Consider the following 17,183-nt stretch of genomic DNA (forward strand, 5'->3'; position numbering starts at 1 on the left):
ATAACGCGGTGTTTCCGAACGAACTCGTCAGCCCCTAGGTGTTGGCTGCGCCGTAGGAGTTCTCGAAAGCCTCGATCGCTTCCGACAGGCCAAGCGTGTAGCCGAGTTCGTCGATGCCGTTGACGAGACATTGCTTGGCGAAGGGGTCGATCTCAAAGCCATGGCTGGTGCCGTCCGGCAGGGTCACCGTCTGGGCGGGAAGATCGACGGTGATCTCAGCGCCGGGCCTGGCGAGCAGGTCGGCGATCAGGCCGGTCACGACCTCCTCCGGCAGCGCGATCGGCAGCAGACCGTTCTTCAGGCTGTTGTTCTTGAAGATGTCGCCGAAGCTCGGCGCGATCGCAGCGCGCATGCCGTAGTCGTAGAGCGCCCAGACCGCATGCTCGCGCGACGAACCGCAGCCGAAATTCCGCTCCGCCACGACGATCTTCGCAGGCGCATAGGCCGGCTGGTTGAAGGGCAGTTCGGGTGCCGGCTTGCCGTCCTTGCCGAGACGGTTGTCGGCGAAGAGGTAATTGCCGAAATTGTCCGAACGCGGCTTCTGCAGATAGCGCGCCGGGATGATCTGGTCGGTGTCGCAATTGCTTTGCGCGATCGGCAGCGCAACGGCGTCGAGGCGGGCGAAGCGTTCCATGTCAGGCCTCCGCCATCAGCCGGCGCACATCGCTGAGCCGCCCGGTCACGGCTGCGGCCGCCGCCATCGCCGGACTCATCAGATGCGTGCGGGCGCCCGGACCTTGCCGGCCGACGAAGTTCCGGTTCGAGGTCGAGGCACAGCGCTCGCCGGGCGCGACCATGTCGCCATTGGTGGCCAGGCACATCGAGCAGCCGGCAAAGCGCCACTCAAACCCCGCGCGGGCAAACACCTTGTCGAGCCCTTCGGCCTCGGCCTGCGCCCTGACCAGACCCGAGCCCGGCACGACCCAGGCCTCGACGCCCCTGGCGACCTTGCGGCCGTTGACCACCGCGGCGGCCGAACGCAGATCCTCGATGCGCCCATTGGTGCAGGAGCCGATGAAGACGCGGTCGATCTTGACATCCTCCAGCGCCATGCCCGGCGTCAGCCCCATATAGGCCAGCGCCCGGCCCATCGCTTCGCGCCGCTCGGCGGTCGTCGCAGCGGCCGGATCGGGCACATAACCGTCGATCGGCGAGGCGTCCTCAGGCGTCGTGCCCCAGGTCACCATCGGCGCGATCTCGCTGGCGTCGAGGATGCATTCGCGGCTGAACACGGCGCCGGGATCGGAACGCAGGTCACGCCATTGTTCGACCGCCCTGTCCCACTCCTCGCCCTGCGGCGCGCGCGGGCGGCCCTTCAGATAGGCGAAAGTGGTCTCGTCGGGCGCAATCACGCCGGCCCGGCCGCCGGCCTCGATCGTCATGTTGCAGATCGTCAGCCGCCCCTCCATCGAGAGCGCCTCGATCGTCGAACCGGCATATTCGATGGCATGACCGGCCGCGCCCGCAACGCCGATCTTCGCGATCAGCGCCAGCACGACGTCCTTGGCGGTGACGCCCTCGGCCAGTTTCCCCTCGATCAGGACGCGCATCCATTGCGGCTTGCGCTGCCACAGCGACTGCGTCGCCAGCACATGGCCGACCTCGGTCGCGCCGATGCCGAAGGCGAGCGCGCCGAAGGCGCCATGGGTCGAGGTGTGGCTGTCGGCGCAGACGATGGTCATGCCCGGCAGGCTCAAACCCTGCTCGGGGCCGACCACATGCACGATGCCCTGGCGCGGATCGCCGAGCCCGAACATCTCGATGCCGTTCTCGCCGGCGTCGCGCGTCAGCGCCTCGATCATGGTGCGTCGCTCGGGGTGATTGACCGCCGTCATGTCGCGGCTGTGCGTCGGCACGTAATGGTCGGCCGTACCGAAGGTGCGCGAAGGCGCGCGAGGCTTGAGCCCGCGCGCGCGCAGGATCTCGAAGGCCGGCGCCGTCACGTCATGGATGAAATGCCGGTCGATGAAGAGCAGATCCTGGCCATCCTCGCGCGAAAGAATGCGATGCTTGGCCCAGATCTTGTCCAGCAGCGTTTGCGGTCGGGCGTCCGGTACGAGATCCACGACAATATCCTCCGGATCGGGCGACAACCCGATCTTATCCAAGTGCGGCATCCTGCCCGATTTCGTCCCGGTGCCGGAATGCTCTTTGGGCACCTCGCCATCGCGAACCGCGATGGCGGGCCAACACCGTCACACCATGGCGATGACCTGTCTCGAAGCTGGCACGCGCCTCCACCAGACGGCTTGACAGTCCGTGAGGGCGATTCCTAAAGTGTCGACACCAAAACAAACATGATCGACCGGGCGCCGGTCATCGCAAAGGCCAAAGCGGCCACTCCGGGAGCATTGGCGGCGAGTAGCCGGGCTGAACCTGAGGCTTCAGCCATCATGCGACGCGGAGTTTCCCAGCGGCGCGGTTCGCCGCCAACCAGAACAGCCTCGGAAATCCAGCCGTGCCTCAATCCTCGCCCGATGATCCCGCATCGCCCGGCAGCGCCGCCGCCGCTCTGCGACCGCTCCGCTCGGGCCCCCTCGCCGGCATCCGCGTGCTCGACATCGCCACCATGATCGCCGCGCCGCTGGCCGGATCGATCCTCGGGGATTACGGCGCCGATGTCGTCAAGATCGAGTTGCCCGGCGCCGGCGACACCGTGCGCAAGCTCGGCGAGCAGCGCGAGGGCGTCGGCCTCTACTGGAAGACGCTGAGCCGCAACAAGCGCAGCGTCGCGCTCGATCTGCGCCTGCCGGAAGGACAGGCCCTGTTCCTGCGCTGGCTGCCGCAATTCGACGTGCTGATCGAGAATTTCCGTCCCGGAACGCTCGACCGCTGGAACCTGAGCGAGGTGCGCCTGCGCGAGGTCAATCCCTCGCTGGTGATCCTGCGCGTCACCGGCTTCGGCCAGACCGGCCCCTATAGCGGAAGGCAGGGCTTCGGGACGCTCGCCGAGACCATGAGCGGCGTCTCCTCCGTGCTGGTGCGCGACATGCGCGGGTTCCCGAAGGACCAGCCGGCGCTGACCTCCTTTCCCATGGGCGATGTCTCGGCCGCGATGATGGCGGTCAACGGCACGCTGGCGGCACTCGTCCAGCGCGAGCGCACCGGCAAGGGCGAGACGGTCGATCTCGCCATCTATGAATCGCTGCTGAAGTTCATGGAGCTCGAACTGCTCCAGCACGACGCGACTGCTGCGCCCTCGCCCACCTTCGTCGAGGAGCGCTACGCCGACTCCGCACCGCGCGGCATGTATCGCTGCAAGAACGACGAGTGGATGTCGCTTTCGGGCAGCGCCCAGCCGATCGCCGAGCGCATCCTGTTGCTGGTCGGCGGCGAGGAGCTGGCGAAGGATCCGCGCTTCGCCAACAACGCATTGCGCGTCCGCAACATCGTCGAGCTCGACGCCATCATCCAGGGCTGGTGCGCGCAATACACCCGCGAGGAGGCGATCACCCGTATGAGCGCAGCCGGCTGCGCGGTCGGGCCGGTCGAGACGGTGCGCACGCTTTTGTCCAATCCGCAGGTCGTGGCGCGGCAGGTCGTGACAACGGTGCAGGATCCCGATCTCGGGCCGCTGCGCATGACCAGCGTCATCCCCCGTTTCGGCGGCCACGAATTGCAGCCGCCGCGTCCGGGGCCGACGATCGTCGGCGCCGACACCGCCGCGGTGCTGTCAGCCGATCTCGGCCTCTCCGCCACCGAACTGGCCGAACTCGACGCGCAGGGCGCGATCGACCTGCCGTCCTGATCCGCACTGCTTCCGAAAGGCCGTTCCGTGACCGACACCGCCGTCTCCGCGACTGCCCCGGCTCCCCGCAAGGAGAGCGGGCTCTTCCTCGAGGATTTCGAGGTCGGGCAGATCTATCGCCATCCCTTCGGCCGGACCTTGACCGAGACGGACAACAGCTGGTTTTGCCTGCTCACCCTCGGCATGAACCAGGTCCATTTCAACGAGGATTATGCCAGGCGCACGCCCTTCGGAAAGGCGATCATGCCGAGCCCCTTGACGCTTGCGGTCGTGACCGGGCTCTCCACCATGGATTTCGGCCAGAACACCATGGCCAATCTCGGCTGGAAGGAGGTGACGCTGCCGCGCCCCGTCTTCGCTGGCGACACGCTCTACGCCCGCACCACCATTCTGGCCGTGCGCAAATCCACTAAACGACCCTCGGTCGGCATCGTCGATGTCAGCACCCAGGGTTACAATCAGGACGGCAAGGTCGTGCTGACCTTTCTGCGCACCATGATGGTCTACCGGCGCGGCCATTCCCCGGCGGCTCATCTGCCGGACATCGAGCCGGACGCCTGAGCCTGCCTGCCCACGGAGCGCCACGATGCCACCTGCCCTGCTCACGCACGAGGTCACAGGCGACAGCCGCGACATCGCTCTGTTGCTGCTCCATCCGCTCGGCGCCGATCTGCGCTTCTGGGATGCCTGCATCGCGCACTGGCGCGGACTTTTCACCTGTGTCGCGCCCAATCTGCGCCAGAGCACGACGGCGCCTTCTCTGCGCCCGACCACGCTGGAGGAACAGGCCGACGATCTCGAGGAGTTGCGCGCGGCGCTCGGCTTCGGGCATCTCGTCCCGGTCGGCTGCGCCATGAGCAGCATGGTGGCCGCCTGCTATGCGGCGCGCCACCCCGACCGGACGGCCGCGCTGGTGCTGGCCAATGCGACACCGCGCTCCTCGGAGCAGGCAGCCGCGATGCTGACCGCGCGCGCCGAAACCGTCCGCAGCGGAGGCATGGCCGCGATCCTGCCGCAGGCGGTGGAGCGCCCCTTCCTCAATCTGCCGAAGGACCGGCGCTACGAGGATTATCTTGCCACCTTCGCCGGGCAATCGGCCGACGGCTACGCCCTCGCCTGCCTGGCGAGCGCAGGTTTCGACGCCGCCCCGCTGCTGCCGCTGGTGCGCTGCCCGAGCCTCGTCATCGCCGGCGAGCATGACGTGCTGCTGCCACCAGCACTCGGCCGCGAGGCCGCGAGCCTGATCCCCGGCGCCCGTTTCGAGATCATGCCCGACGCCGCGCATTTCGCGCCCTACCAGCGCCCCGAGGCCTTCGCTGCGCGTGTCGCCAGCTTCCTCGACGCAGCGCTGCGGCGAACCGTTCCGGCTTGACAGCTCGGCGGGCCCGCCCATACGAGTGTCGACAGATTATCCTCAAGGAGCGAGATGACCATGGCCAAGAAGAGCTCCGAGAAAGGCTCCAGGAAGGGCTTCCTGCTGGTCCTGATGCAGCCACCGGCATCCATGGATGAGGAGTTCAACGCCTGGTACGACAGCGAGCATGTTCCCGAGCGCCTGGCGGTGCCCGGCGTGGAGACGGCCATCCGCTACTCCTCGGCCGAGGGCGTGCCGAACTATCTCGCGATCTACGACCTCGCCGACAAATCCGTGCTCGACACCGAGGCCTATCTCAAGGTCGCGGGCGACCGCTCCAGCCCCTGGACCAAACGCGTCACCGGGCGCACGAATGTCTACCGCTCGATCGGCGATCAGGTCTATCCGGGCGATGCGATCACGCCGCTGGCGTCGCGCGTGACGATCATCCGCTTTCGCGGGCTGCCGGCCCCAGCCGAAGCCGGCGTCGTCAAGGCGATGCGGGCGGCCTTCGAGCCCCGCCCCTCGACCATCGGCGTCAGGGTCTTCGCCTATCCGGTCGGCGGAAAGGTCGACTATATCGGCTTCGTCTCATCCGCGATGCCGGACGAGGCGGCGGTGGACCCGCGCCTGTTCGCCAAATTTCACGGCTCGATCGACCTGTTCAACACCTACGTTCCCAGGCCGCGCTAGCGGCTGGCGAGGGCGGACGATACCGCCGACGACATTCATAAGTGTCGACATAGCGATTGAATCCCCCCGAGCCGGCCCATGCCGGCCGACGCCTGGAGGATGTGAGGCCGATGACGCAATCCGCCGCCCCGGACGAAACAAAGTCAGCCCGGCCCGGCACCTTTGCGCCGCTGGCCGGCCTCGTGATTCTGGAGGTCTGCACCGGCGCCGCGCTCTCGTTCGCGGCCAGGCTGCTGGGCGATCTCGGCGCTGAGGTGGTGAAGATCGAACCGCCGGAGGGAGACGCGCTGCGCCGGCAGGGGCCGTTCATGAGCGGGACCGGCGAACCCGCCAGCGCCCTGTTCGGCTATCTCAACGCGGGCAAGCGCTGCGTCGGCATGGAGATAGCCGATCCGGCCGCGACGCCGCTTCTGGCGCGGTTCGTCGGCCGGTCCGATCTCGTCCTTTTCGATGCGAATGCGGAGGCAGCGATGCTGCGCGACCTGCTGGTGGCCGGCCGCAGGCAGGGACCGGCCGCCCTCGTGTTCAGCCCTTACGGCCGGAAAGGCGCCCGCGCCGGCCGGGCCGGCTCGTCCTTCACGGCGCAGCATTCGGGCGGCTACGCCTATCATCAGGCCTATCCGGCGACCGATCCGGGCAAGGTCCCGCCGACGGGAGCAGCCGACCGCGAGGCCGACATGATTCTGGGTCTCGTCGCAGCCAATGCGGCGCTCTGGGCGCTCATGTCCCGCCGCGACGACGAGGCGCGCCCCGTCGTCGATCTCTCGGCCGAGGATGGCTTCGCCTATCTGCTGGTCGATGCGCTGGCCGACCTGAAGGAAGGCCGCCTCGGCCCGACCCGCAAGCGGCTGCCCGGTCAGGGCATCACCATTGCCGGCGGGCTGGTCTGGTTCCTGCCCTGCAGCGACGGCGCGATCATGGTGTCCCCGCGCGAGGACCACCAATGGGCGCGCTGGGTCGAGATGATGGGCGATCCCGCCTGGGCCCGGGACAAGGAGCTCTGCGGCTCGCGCGCGATCCGCACCACCAACGCCGCCCGCCTGCAGGAGCTGATGGAGCCCTGGGCGGCCGGGGTGAAGGCGCAGGACACCTTCCGGCAGGCGCAGGCCGCCAAGATCGCCTGCTTCCCGATCTGCTCGGCCACGGATCTGCTGGAGAACCGCCAGCTCCTGTCGCGGCTGTTCTTCGAGACGCTGTCGGCTCCCGGCAAGACCGACATCACCATGCCCGGCCTGCCCTTCCTGGTGCGTTCGAGCAGCGGCGCCACCCTGCCGCGCCCGCGCCGACGGGCCTTCCCGCAACTCGTGGAGCAAGCCGATGTCTGACGGACTCAGCCCCGCCCCATCCGCCACCGCCGACTGGACGCAATGCCTGAACGGCGTGCGCGTCGTCGATTTCAGCTGGGTCGTCGCCGGCCCGATGGCGACCAAGCGGCTGGGCGCGATGGGCGCGGAGATCATCAAGATCGAGTCCGCGACCCGGCCGGAATTTTCCCTGCGCCACGCCTGGTTCTCGGTCGTCAACAACAACAAGCGCAGTTGCACGCTGAACATCGCCTCGGCCGAGGGCCAGGCGCTGATCCATGCACTGGTCGCGAAGAGCGACATCGTGGTCGAGAATTTTTCGTCCCGCGTCCTGACGAAGAACAACCTCTCCTATGACGACCTGCGCAAGGTGAAGCCAGATATCATCTATGTCTCGGCCTCGGGCCTCGGCCGCACCGGGCCGGAAAACGAGATGCTGGCCTATGGCTCGCTGCTGCAGGGCTACAGCGGCCGTGTCGCCATGATCGGCGCCATGAATGCCGGGCTCGAGGGCATGGGCATCGCCCCGGGCTGGACCGACCCGGTGACGTCGCTTTGGGAAGGTTTCCTCATCCTCGCCGCCCTCCGCCACCGCCGCGAGACCGGCGAGGGCTGCTATATCGACCTGTCGATGCTGGAGGCCAGCGTCACCTTGCTGCCCGACGCATTGCTGCATGCGGCGCTGGGCCAGGCCACGGCCGAGCAGGGCAGCGAAAGCGAGATCGGCGCCTCGCCGTCAGGCTGCTTCAGGTGCAAGGGCGAGGATGCCTGGCTTGCGGTCTCGGTGCGCGACGACGGCGAATGGCGCGGCCTGCGCGCGGCGCTGGATGTGCCAAACGACCCCGCCTTCTCCAGCCGCGAGGCGCGGATCGCCGGGCGCACCGGGCTCAACGCGATCGTTGCCGCATGGTGCGCCGGGCGCACTGCCGTCGAGGCAGAGGCCACCTTGCAGTCGCATGGCGTGCCATCGGCGATCTCGCAGGGCATCCGCGAGGTCCTTGACGATCCGCACCTGAAGGAACGCGACCTCTTCCGGCAGGTCGGGGACGGAAGCTGGAGCATCGCTTTGCCGTGGATGGAGGCCGGCGGCTGGCGCGGCGGCCTTTCCGCCCCGCCGAAGCTCGGAGCCGACAACGACTACGTCTTCGGCGAGTTGCTCGGCGTTTCGCCCGAGGAGCAGGCCAGGTTGAAGGCGGCCGGCGTCATCGCCTGAATGCCCGAACGAGAGCGAAGGAACGACGCGTGAGACTGGCTTTCATCGGCGCCTCCCACTGGCATCTGGCGCTTTATCTGGAGCCGGCGCTCGACGCGCCCGGCACGAGCGTCGTCGGCGTCGCGGACCCTGACCCCGTCTTCATCGCCAATCTGTCGGCAAAGCTCGGCTGCGTCGGCGATGTCGATTTTCGCGAACTCTGCCGCCGCACGAAGCCGGACTTCGTCATCGCGCTCGGGCGACATTGCGACATGCGGGAGGAAGCGATCTTCCTGATCGAGGAAGGCATCCCCTTCGCCCTCGAAAAGCCCTGCGGGCTGAACCTGCGCGAGGTCACCGAGCTTGCAGCTCTCGCGGAGAAGCGCGGCAGCTTCGCCGCCGTGCCGCTGGTCTTCCGCAACGGCGATTTCCTGCCGCGCCTGCAGGAGATGGGTACCGAGGGCATCCAGTATATGAGCTACCGCTTCATCGGCGGCTTCCCCTCGCGCTACGAGCAGGCCAATTGCCACTGGATGCTCGACCCCAGCCTTTCGGGCGGCGGCTGTACCATCAACCTGTCGCCGCATTTCCTCGATCTCGCGGTGCTGCTGATGGGCGATGAGGTGCGGGTCAGGCAGGCCGTGATGTCGAACGCCGCCTGGGGCCGCCCGATCGAGGATTATTCGGCCGTGACGCTGGAATCCGGCACGAATCTCTGCCTCGTCGAAACCGGCTATATCTATCCGGCGCCAACCAGCACCTTCGATATGCATTACGCGATCCGCTCGCCCTCGCGCTACATGGTCGCGCATGACCCCGAAACGGTCGAGATCGTCTCCAATGCCGGCGAGCGCGAGATGGTGCGCAGCCTCACCACCAATGTCCCGCACTACCGGACCTTCGTGCATGACGCGATCGAACGCGTGTGCAAGGGCCGCCCGCCCGTGGCCGGCATCGCCGACATGGTGCCGATCATGCGCCTGTGCGAGGAGGCCTATGCCAAGGCCGGCCCCCTGCCCCTCCGGGCGCCGCTCGTATGAACCGCCCGCGGGGCGCAGGCCTTTCCTTTCCTGAACCGACGATTGCGGAACCCGACCATGACCAGAGACCAGATCGTCGACCTGAACGGCCTGTCCTTTCGCTGCCGCATCGATGAACCGGCGAATGCCGCCAGCAGCACGCCCTGGCTCGTCTTCAGCAATTCACTGATGACGGATCTGACGTTGTGGGACGATCAGGTCGCGGCCTTCGGCGGCCGCTACCGCATCCTGCGCTACGACCAGCGTGGCCACGGGCAGACCTCGGTGCCGCCCGCAAGCTGCGATTTTGAGACGCTCGCCGACGATCTCGCCGGCCTGTTCGATGCTCTCGGCATCGCCCGCGCCGTCCTCGTCGGCGTCTCGATGGGAGGTATCACGGCGCTCAGCTTCGCGGCCCGCCATCCCTCGCGCCTGTCGGCGCTGCTCGCCTGCGACTGTACGGCCAAGGGCGTGCCCGGCGCCGGCAACGCCTGGGACGAGCGCATCGCCCTCGCGAAGGCTGGCGGAATGACGGCGCTCGCCGGACCGACGATCGAGCGCTGGTTCCGCCCCGAGCATGTCGAGAGCCCTGCCGGCAAGCGCGTCCGGCGGATGGTCGAGACCACGCCCTTCGACGGCTTCGTCCGTGCCTCGGACGCCCTGCGCGACTTCGATGTCACGGCGGGCCTGACGGGGCTCTCATGCCCGGCCGCGCTGCTGGTCGGCGCCGGCGACGGCGCCCTGCCCGGCGTCATGAAGCAGATGGCCGAACAGGTCTCCGGCGTGGCCTTTATCGAGATCCCCGATGCCGGGCACCTGCCCAATGTCGAGAACCCCGACGCCTTCAACCGCGAACTCGCGGCGTTTCTCAAGCGCGTAGCGGCCTGAGCGCCTTTCCCACGCGAGCGCTCATCCTGAGGAGGCCGCATAGCGGCCGTCTCGAAGGATGAAGGCTGAGGGATAACTTCAAGCCCTCCCTGGAGGCCTGCCGGTCAGGCGGCCTCGCGCAGGATTTCGCGGATCGCGTCCGCGTCGATGTCCTTGCCTTCGCCGAGCGGCAATTGCCCCGCCTCGGCGATATGCGAGACCACCGCCTCGATATCGACCTTGACCATCTCGGAGGTCCGGATCGGGCAGCCCATCTTGGCGAAGAAGGCCGCCATCGCCGCAATGCCCTTCTCGGCGGCCTTCGCCGCGTCGGGCTCGGTGATGCCCCAGACATTGCGGGCATGGCGCAGCAGCATCGGCAGCTTGTTCGCGGCCTGATGGCGCAACAGGCTCGGCATCACCATCGACAGCGTGCGGGCATGGTCGATGTCATAGAGCGCCGTCAGCGCATGGCCGATCATATGCGTCGACCAGTCCTGCGGCACGCCCGAGCCGATCAGCCCGTTCAGGGCCTGGTTGGCCGCCCACATGATGTTCTCGCGGGCCTCCGGCGTGTTCTTCTCGACCAGTTCCGGACCCCATTCGATCAGCACCCGCAGGATCGCCTCGCTGAAGCCGAACTGCACCGGCGCATTGACCGGCAACGTCAGATACTGCTCGACGACATGGGTGAAGGCGTCGACCACGCCGTTCTCGAGTTGCCGACGGCTGAGGCTCGCCATCGTGGACGGATCGAGCACCGCGAAGCGCGGCCTCGCGCCGTCCTGCGCGAAGGGCAGCTTGAGATGGCGTGCCTTGTTGGAGATCACCGAGACGGGATTGCTTTCCGAGCCGGTCGCCGGCAGCGTCAGCACCGCGCCGACAGGCAGGATTTTTGTGACGGCCCCGCCCGTGACGAGATGCTGCCATGGATCGGGCATGTCGAGCGGCGCGACATAGGCCAGGAACTTCGCCGCATCGACGACCGATCCGCCGCCGACGCCGAGAACGAAATTGCAGCCCTTCTCGCGCACCAGCGCCGCCGCCTTCATGATGGTCTCATAGACCGGGTTGGCCTCGATGCCGCCGAACTCGACGACCTCGACATGGCCGAGCGCCTTCATCACCTGCTCATGGACGCCGTTGGCCTTGATGCTGCCCCCGCCATAGAGCAGCAACACGCGCGCATCGGCCGGCACCAGCGTTGCAAGTCCGGCGATCTGCCCGGCGCCGAACAGGATTTCGGTCGGGTTGTTCAGACGGAAACTGATCATGGCTCTGTCCTTCGCAGGCGATCGGAGATCGCTGTGTCATGTGTCCGGATGCAGCAGGCGGATCGGCTTGCCGTCGAGGAAGGCCAGCACGTTCTCGATGCCCTGCCCGTAGAATTCGGCAAAGGTCTCGCGCGTGCCGTAGCCGAGATGCGGTGTCAGCACCGTGTTCGCTAGCCGTCTCAGCGGATGCTCCGGCGGCAGCGGCTCGCGGTCGTAGACATCGAGGGCGGCGATCAGCGTCCCGGCCTCCAGCGCCGCGATCAGCGCCGCCTCGTCGACCAGCGGCCCGCGCGAGGTGTTCACCAGGATCGCGCCGCTCTTCATCAGCCCCAGTTCGCGCGCGCCGATGACGCCGCGTGTCCTGTCAGACAGCACGATATGCAGGCTGACCACATCCGCCTGCGCCAGCAATTCGTCCTTGGTACGATAATGCGCACCGCCCTCGGTGGCACGGGCCTCGTCGAGATTCGGGCTCCAGGCCAGCACATTCATCCCGAGCGCTTTGCCATAGCGCGCCATGTGCCGGCCGATCCGCCCGAGCCCGACCAGGCCCAGCGTCTTGCCCGCGAGCTCCGGCCCGGCGGGCACGCCGTCCTGGAAGCCTCCGGCGCGGATCGCGGCGTCGCCGCGCGCGATGCTGCGCGCCGCCGCCATCATCAGGCCGAGCGCCAGTTCCGCCGTGCCGACGCCGGTCTCGCTGCCGCTGGTATAGGTCAGCGTGATGCCACGGGCCGCCATGCCGGCGAGGTCGATCGTCGCGCCGCGCTTGCCGGTCATCCCGAACAGCTTGAGCTTGGGCAGCCGCGCCACCAGCGACGGCGGAAAGGCGGTGCGTTCGCGCAGCGCCATGACGATGTCGAAATCGGCCAGCTTCTGCGCCGCCTCGTCCTCGCTCGCAAAGGCCTCGTGAAAGAACACCACCTCGGCGCGCGCCTTGAGCGCGCTCCAGTCGCCGCTCGCGTCCGCGATGCGCTGCCAGTCGTCGAGCACGGCGACTTTCGTCATGGTATCACCTCAATAGGAGCGTGGCAGGCCGAGCACATGCTGGGCCACATAGGCCAGCACGAGATTGGTCGAGATCGGGGCGGTCTGATAGAGGCGCACCTCGCGCCATTTGCGCTCGATATCGTATTCCTGCGCATAGCCGAAGCCGCCATGCGTCTGGAGCGCGGCCTCCGCCGCCTTCCAGGTCGCTTCAGAGGCCAGCAGCTTGGCGATATTGGCATCGGAGCCGCAGGGCCGGCCCGCCTGGAACAGGGCAGCCGCGCGCCGGCAGATCATGTCGGCGGCCTCCAGCTCGGCATAGGCGCGCGCCAGCGGGAACTGGACGCCCTGATTCTGGCCGATCGGCCGGCCGAAGACGACGCGCTCATTGGCATAGGCGACGCCCTTCTTCAGCAGCCAGCGGCCGTCGCCGACGCATTCGGAGGCGACGAGGATGCGCTCGGCGTTCATGCCGTCGAGGATGTAGCGGAAGCCCTGCCCTTCCTCCCCGATCAGGTTCTCGACCGGAACCTCGAGGTTCTCGATGAAGACCTCGGTGGTGTTGTGGTTGATCAGCGCCTTGATCGGGCGGATGTCGATGCCGTTGCCCTTGGCGGTGCGCAGGTCGACGAGGAAGACCGACAGGCCGTCGGTGCGCTTCTTGACCTGATCGAGCGGCGTGGTGCGGGCGAGCAACAGCATCAGGTCCGAATGCAGCGCCCGCGAGGTCCAGACTTTCTGGCCGTTGACGAGGTAATGGCTGTTACCCTTGCGCTCGGCCCGCGTCTTCAGTTGCGTCGTGTCGGAGCCGGTGGTCGGCTCGGTGACGCCGAAGGCCTGCAGGCGCAGTTCGCCAGAGGCGATGCCCGGCAGATAGCGCCGCTTCTGCTCCTCGCTGCCATGACGCAGCAGCGTCCCCATGATGTACATCTGCGCATGAGCCGGGCTCGCCGTGCAGCCGCTGGCGTTGATCTCTTCGAGGATGACCGCCGCTGCGCGCAGCGGCAGTCCAGAACCGCCATACTCCTCGGGAATGAGCGCGCCGAGATAGCCGGCCTCGGTCAGCGCCTTGACGAATTCGGTCGGATAGCCGCTGCGATTGTCGAGATCGCGCCAGTATTCACCGGGAAAGCCCGTGCAGATCCGGCGCACGGATTCGCGCAGCTCCGGATAGTCCTCGCCAAGGGCGACGACCACGTCGGTGTCGAGATCCGCAGCGGCGTGATGGCTGTTCATGGCATATCCTTTCAGGCCGGAGCAGCGCGTCGCCGCGCCGACGGGGTCAGCGCGGCCGGGCAGCAGCGCCCGGCAGAATGTCGTTGTGTTCTCCGAGACCGGGCGCGGCGCGGCGTTCGCGCGGGCGCTGGCCGTCGAAGGTCAGCGGAATGCCCATCAGGTCGATGCCGTCGCCCTCGCAGCGCACGGTCATGTCGAGCGCCTGAGTCTGGCTGTGATGGGCGACCTGGTCGACGGTGAGCAGGGGCGCGTTGGGCACGCCGGCCGCGTCGAGCAGCAGGCCGAGCGCATCGGAACCATGCCGCCGCACAGCCTCGGCGATGCGCGGGATCAGCCGGCCACGGTTGACGACACGCGCGCTGTTGGTGGCGAAATCGGGGTCCTGCGCCATTTCGCCGAGGCCCAGCGCACCGCAAAGCTTGCGGAACAGGTTGTCGTTGCCGGCCGCGACCATCAGCCAGCCATCTTCCGTCTGGAAGGCCTGATAGGGCACGATCTCGGCGGTGCCCGAGCCCTGCGGCTTGCGCACCTCGCCCGAGGCGCCGAAGGCTGCGAGCGGCACGGTCATCCAGGCGAGCCCGGTCTCGTAGAGCGAGGTCGAAACCTCCCGGCCCGCGCCGGTGTCCTTGCGCGCGACGAGCGCCGCCAGCAAACCGATGACGCTCCACATGCCGGCGCCCATATCGACGAGCGAGACGCCGACGCGCACCGGCGGCCGGTCGCCCTCGCCGGTGACGCTCATAATGCCGGTGCTGGCCTGGACTAGCGGATCGTAGCCCGGCTTCTTCGCCAGCGGACCCGTGGCCCCGAAGGCGCCGATGTCGCACCAGATCAGCGCCGGCTTTGCCGCCCGCATCGCCTCGGCCGTCAACCCGAACTTGTCGAGGATGCCCGGCCGCAGGTTCTGGATCACCGCATCGGCCTCATTCAGGATGAAGTCACGGAGCGAGGCCGCCTCGGCCGGCGAGGAGAAGTCGACCGCCACGCCTTCCTTGCCGCGATTGAGCGCATGAAAAATGCTGGCCGTGCCGTTCCAGAACGGCGGGCCCCAGCCGCGCGCATAATCTCCGCTCGCCGGGTTCTCGACCTTGATCACCCGCGCGCCGAGATCGGCCAGGATCAACCCGGCAAAGGGCGCGGCGACGCTGTGCCCGAGCTCGACCACGGTGATGCCGTCCAGCGGCCGTCCTGCGGCGTTCATCGCCCGATCCCTCCTCGCGGCTGTCAGGCGCGCTGCGCCTTGAACCGTGTCAGGGTTCCACCCTTCATCACCTTGCCGGGCAGCGGGTGGCCGACGAACTCCTCCGCGAGCTTCGCCACCTCGACCAGCGCGTCGAGGTCGATGCCCGTCTCGATGCCCATCTCGCCGCAGGCGAATACGAGGTCCTCGGTGCAGACATTGCCCGCCGCGCCCTTGTGCCCGGCGAAGGGGCAGCCGCCGAGGCCGCCGACCGAGGAATCGAAGGTCGCGACGCCGAGCTCCATCGCCGCGATCGCATTGGCGACGGCGCAGCCGCGCGTGTCGTGCAGATGCAGCGTGATCTCCAGCTCCGGCCATTTGTCGCGGATCTTGCCGACCAGGCTCTTGATCTGGCGCGGCGTGGCCCAGCCCATGGTGTCGGCGAGCAGGAGGTTCTCAAGCGCGCTGCCATGGTCGCCCATCACCTGCATGGTCCGCGCGATCAGCCCGACGACCTTCTCTTCCGGGATATAGCCCTCGAAATTGCAGCCAAAGGCGGCCATCACGCCGAGCGCGTCCGTCACGATGCCAGCGCCCTTGTAGCGGGCGATCCAGTCCGGCATCTCGGCCACGGTCTCGTCGATGCTGCGGTTGGTGTTGCGCTTCACGAAGGTCTCGCTGGCGGTCAGCGTCAGCTTGCCGTCGATGTCGATCCGGCCGCTTTCGAGCGCCCGTTCCAGCCCCTTGGGATTGAGCCAGAGCGCCGTGTAACGCACGCCCGGACGCTTGCGGAGCTGTGCGAAGACCTCCGCCGTGTCGGCCATCTGCGGCACCGCCTTGGGATTGACGAAGGAGCCGACCTCGATCTCGCTGACGCCCGCATCCGCAAGCGCGTCGATCATGCGAAGCTTCTGTTCCGTCGAAAGAATTTTCGGTTCGATCTGCAGCCCGTCGCGCGGGCCGACCTCGACCATCTTCACCCGTTTGGGCAGATCAGACATGCGGCGTCCTCTGGCAAGCGTTCAGTCCCGGACTGGCCTCGTGGCGGGCCATTTCTCGCAATGCAAATAATCTATTCGCGTATTGAAATCCATCCCCGAAACGTGTCTATTCGCGAAAATCAAAAAATGACGAGGACGCGCCGTGGATAGCCTGTTGTTCACTCCCATCACGATTCGAGGCGTTCGGCTCAAGAACCGCATCGTGCTCTCGCCGATGCTGACCTACTCGTCGGTGGACGGGACATTGAGCGATTGGCACCTGATGCATCTCGGCAAATACGCCGCCGGCGGCACCGGGCTCGTCTTCATGGAATCGACCAAGGTCGACCCGCGCGGCTGCACCACGCCGGCCGATCCCGGCCTGTGGAACGACAGCTTCATCGCGCCGATGCAGCGCATCACCGCCTTCATCAAGCAGTTCGGCGCGGTGCCTGGCATCCAGCTCAGCCATTCCGGGCGCAAGTCCCGCCATGCCCGCCCCTGGGAGGGGCGCGGCCCGCTGGAGATCGTCCCCGAATTGCCTGGCGGCGGCGAATGGGAGCTCGTCGCCCCCAGCGCTGTGCCGCACGAACCCGACCATCCGGTGCCGACAGCGCTGACGAAGGACGGCATCCGCGAGCTGGTCGAGGCCTGGGGCAAGGCCGCGATCCGGGCGCAGAAGGCCGGCTTCGATGTCGTCGAGATCCACGCCGCCCATGGCTATCTGATCCACCAGTTCCTCTCGCCGCTCGCCAACCAGCGCAGCGACGAATATGGCGGTTCACTGGAGAACCGGATGCGCTTCGCCATCGAGGTCGCGGCCGAAACCCGCCGCTGCTGGCCGCAGGACAAGCCGCTCTTCATGCGGATTTCCGCCGTCGACAACGCCGGCTGGGAGATCGAGCACAGCGTCGAACTCGCCAAGCGGCTGAAGGCGGTGGGCGTCGACGTCATCGACTGCAGCTCGGGCGGCCTCGCCGACATGAACCATGTCTCGACCACGGCCGGCACCGGCTATGGCTATCAGGTGCCGCATGCCGAACGCGTCCGCCGCGAGGCCGGGATCATGACCATGGCGGTCGGCCACATCGTCCATGCTGATCAGGCCGAGGCGATCCTGCGCGAGGGTCGGGCCAATCTCGTCGCGATCGGCCGCGAGATGCTGCACAATCCGAACTGGCCGATCGACGCCGCCCAGAAGCTCGGCGTCGAGCCCGGCTTCGACCATATCCCCTCGCCCTATGGCTACTGGCTGGAGAAGCGGGCGCGCTCGCGCGTCGCCGTCCAGCCCTCGACCTGGCGCGCCGGCATCGACGCTCATGGCGAGCACACACGCTCGCGCTGATCGTCTT

The 17,183-nt window shown here is 67.6% G+C and carries 16 protein-coding genes; 9 read left to right on the forward strand and 7 right to left on the reverse strand.

Annotated features, from left to right (window positions below):
• Nucleotides 1-34: 34 nt before the first annotated feature.
• Nucleotides 35-634, reverse strand: coding sequence for a 3-isopropylmalate dehydratase small subunit (gene leuD / locus C8D03_RS24820; RefSeq protein WP_108050622.1), 600 nt, complete (start codon nt 632-634; stop codon nt 35-37).
• 1 nt (nt 635) lies between these two features.
• Nucleotides 636-2,099, reverse strand: coding sequence for a 3-isopropylmalate dehydratase large subunit (leuC, locus tag C8D03_RS24825; protein ID WP_248308729.1), 1,464 nt, complete (start codon nt 2,097-2,099; stop codon nt 636-638).
• Nucleotides 2,100-2,458: 359 nt separating this feature from the next.
• Between leuC and C8D03_RS24830 the strand changes: the two genes are divergently transcribed.
• The 8 genes from C8D03_RS24830 (at nt 2,459) to C8D03_RS24865 (ending at nt 10,198) form a co-directional block, all read left to right on the forward strand.
• The gene (locus C8D03_RS24830; RefSeq protein WP_108050626.1) at nt 2,459-3,748 is read left to right on the forward strand and encodes a CaiB/BaiF CoA transferase family protein; all 1,290 of its coding nucleotides are present in this window, start codon (nt 2,459-2,461) and stop codon (nt 3,746-3,748) included.
• A 27-nt stretch (nt 3,749-3,775) separates the two neighbouring features.
• Nucleotides 3,776-4,309 carry a MaoC family dehydratase gene (locus C8D03_RS24835; RefSeq protein ID WP_108050628.1) on the forward strand — a complete coding sequence of 178 codons (534 nt, stop codon included), beginning with the start codon at nt 3,776-3,778 and terminating at the stop codon, nt 4,307-4,309.
• Nucleotides 4,310-4,334: 25 nt separating this feature from the next.
• Entirely contained in the window at nt 4,335-5,120 is a 786-nt protein-coding gene (locus C8D03_RS24840; protein WP_108050630.1) for an alpha/beta fold hydrolase, read from the forward strand.
• A 60-nt stretch (nt 5,121-5,180) separates the two neighbouring features.
• On the forward strand, nt 5,181-5,795 hold the full coding sequence (locus tag C8D03_RS24845) for a DUF4286 family protein (protein WP_146170282.1): 615 nt from the start codon (nt 5,181-5,183) through the stop codon (nt 5,793-5,795).
• Between the two features lie 110 nt (nt 5,796-5,905).
• Entirely contained in the window at nt 5,906-7,120 is a 1,215-nt protein-coding gene (locus tag C8D03_RS24850) for a CoA transferase (RefSeq protein WP_146170283.1), read from the forward strand.
• On the forward strand, nt 7,113-8,312 hold the full coding sequence (locus tag C8D03_RS24855) for a CaiB/BaiF CoA transferase family protein (RefSeq protein WP_108050636.1): 1,200 nt from the start codon (nt 7,113-7,115) through the stop codon (nt 8,310-8,312). The genes C8D03_RS24850 and C8D03_RS24855 overlap by 8 nt, the downstream gene beginning before the upstream one ends.
• 29 nt (nt 8,313-8,341) lie before the next feature.
• A complete protein-coding gene (locus tag C8D03_RS24860) occupies nt 8,342-9,331 on the forward strand; it encodes a Gfo/Idh/MocA family protein (protein WP_181301233.1) in 990 nt (329 codons plus the stop codon).
• Between the two features lie 57 nt (nt 9,332-9,388).
• On the forward strand, nt 9,389-10,198 hold the full coding sequence (locus C8D03_RS24865; RefSeq protein ID WP_108050640.1) for an alpha/beta fold hydrolase: 810 nt from the start codon (nt 9,389-9,391) through the stop codon (nt 10,196-10,198).
• Nucleotides 10,199-10,302: 104 nt separating this feature from the next.
• Here C8D03_RS24865 and C8D03_RS24870 read toward each other — a convergent pair whose 3' ends face one another.
• Genes C8D03_RS24870 through C8D03_RS24890 form a run of 5 tightly spaced genes read right to left on the reverse strand, consistent with a single transcriptional unit; the run spans nt 10,303 to nt 15,852 of the window.
• Entirely contained in the window at nt 10,303-11,451 is a 1,149-nt protein-coding gene (locus C8D03_RS24870) for an iron-containing alcohol dehydrogenase (RefSeq protein WP_108050642.1), read from the reverse strand.
• A gap of 36 nt (nt 11,452-11,487) precedes the next feature.
• Nucleotides 11,488-12,456 (reverse strand): D-2-hydroxyacid dehydrogenase family protein, encoded by a 969-nt coding sequence (locus tag C8D03_RS24875; protein ID WP_108050644.1) that lies wholly within the window; start codon nt 12,454-12,456, stop codon nt 11,488-11,490.
• Nucleotides 12,457-12,465: 9 nt separating this feature from the next.
• Nucleotides 12,466-13,671, reverse strand: a complete 1,206-nt coding sequence (locus C8D03_RS24880; protein WP_108050646.1) for an acyl-CoA dehydrogenase family protein — start codon at nt 13,669-13,671, stop codon at nt 12,466-12,468.
• A 46-nt stretch (nt 13,672-13,717) separates the two neighbouring features.
• The gene (locus tag C8D03_RS24885) at nt 13,718-14,872 is read right to left on the reverse strand and encodes a CaiB/BaiF CoA transferase family protein (protein ID WP_108050648.1); all 1,155 of its coding nucleotides are present in this window, start codon (nt 14,870-14,872) and stop codon (nt 13,718-13,720) included.
• 23 nt (nt 14,873-14,895) lie between these two features.
• Nucleotides 14,896-15,852, reverse strand: a complete 957-nt coding sequence (locus C8D03_RS24890; protein ID WP_108050650.1) for a hydroxymethylglutaryl-CoA lyase — start codon at nt 15,850-15,852, stop codon at nt 14,896-14,898.
• 154 nt (nt 15,853-16,006) lie between these two features.
• Between C8D03_RS24890 and C8D03_RS24895 the strand changes: the two genes are divergently transcribed.
• Nucleotides 16,007-17,176, forward strand: coding sequence for an NADH:flavin oxidoreductase/NADH oxidase (locus tag C8D03_RS24895; protein WP_248308616.1), 1,170 nt, complete (start codon nt 16,007-16,009; stop codon nt 17,174-17,176).
• The last annotated feature ends 7 nt before the right edge of the window (nt 17,177-17,183 follow it).

The sequence above is a fragment of the Bosea sp. 124 genome (assembly GCF_003046175.1).
GTDB lineage: Bacteria > Pseudomonadota > Alphaproteobacteria > Rhizobiales > Beijerinckiaceae > Allobosea.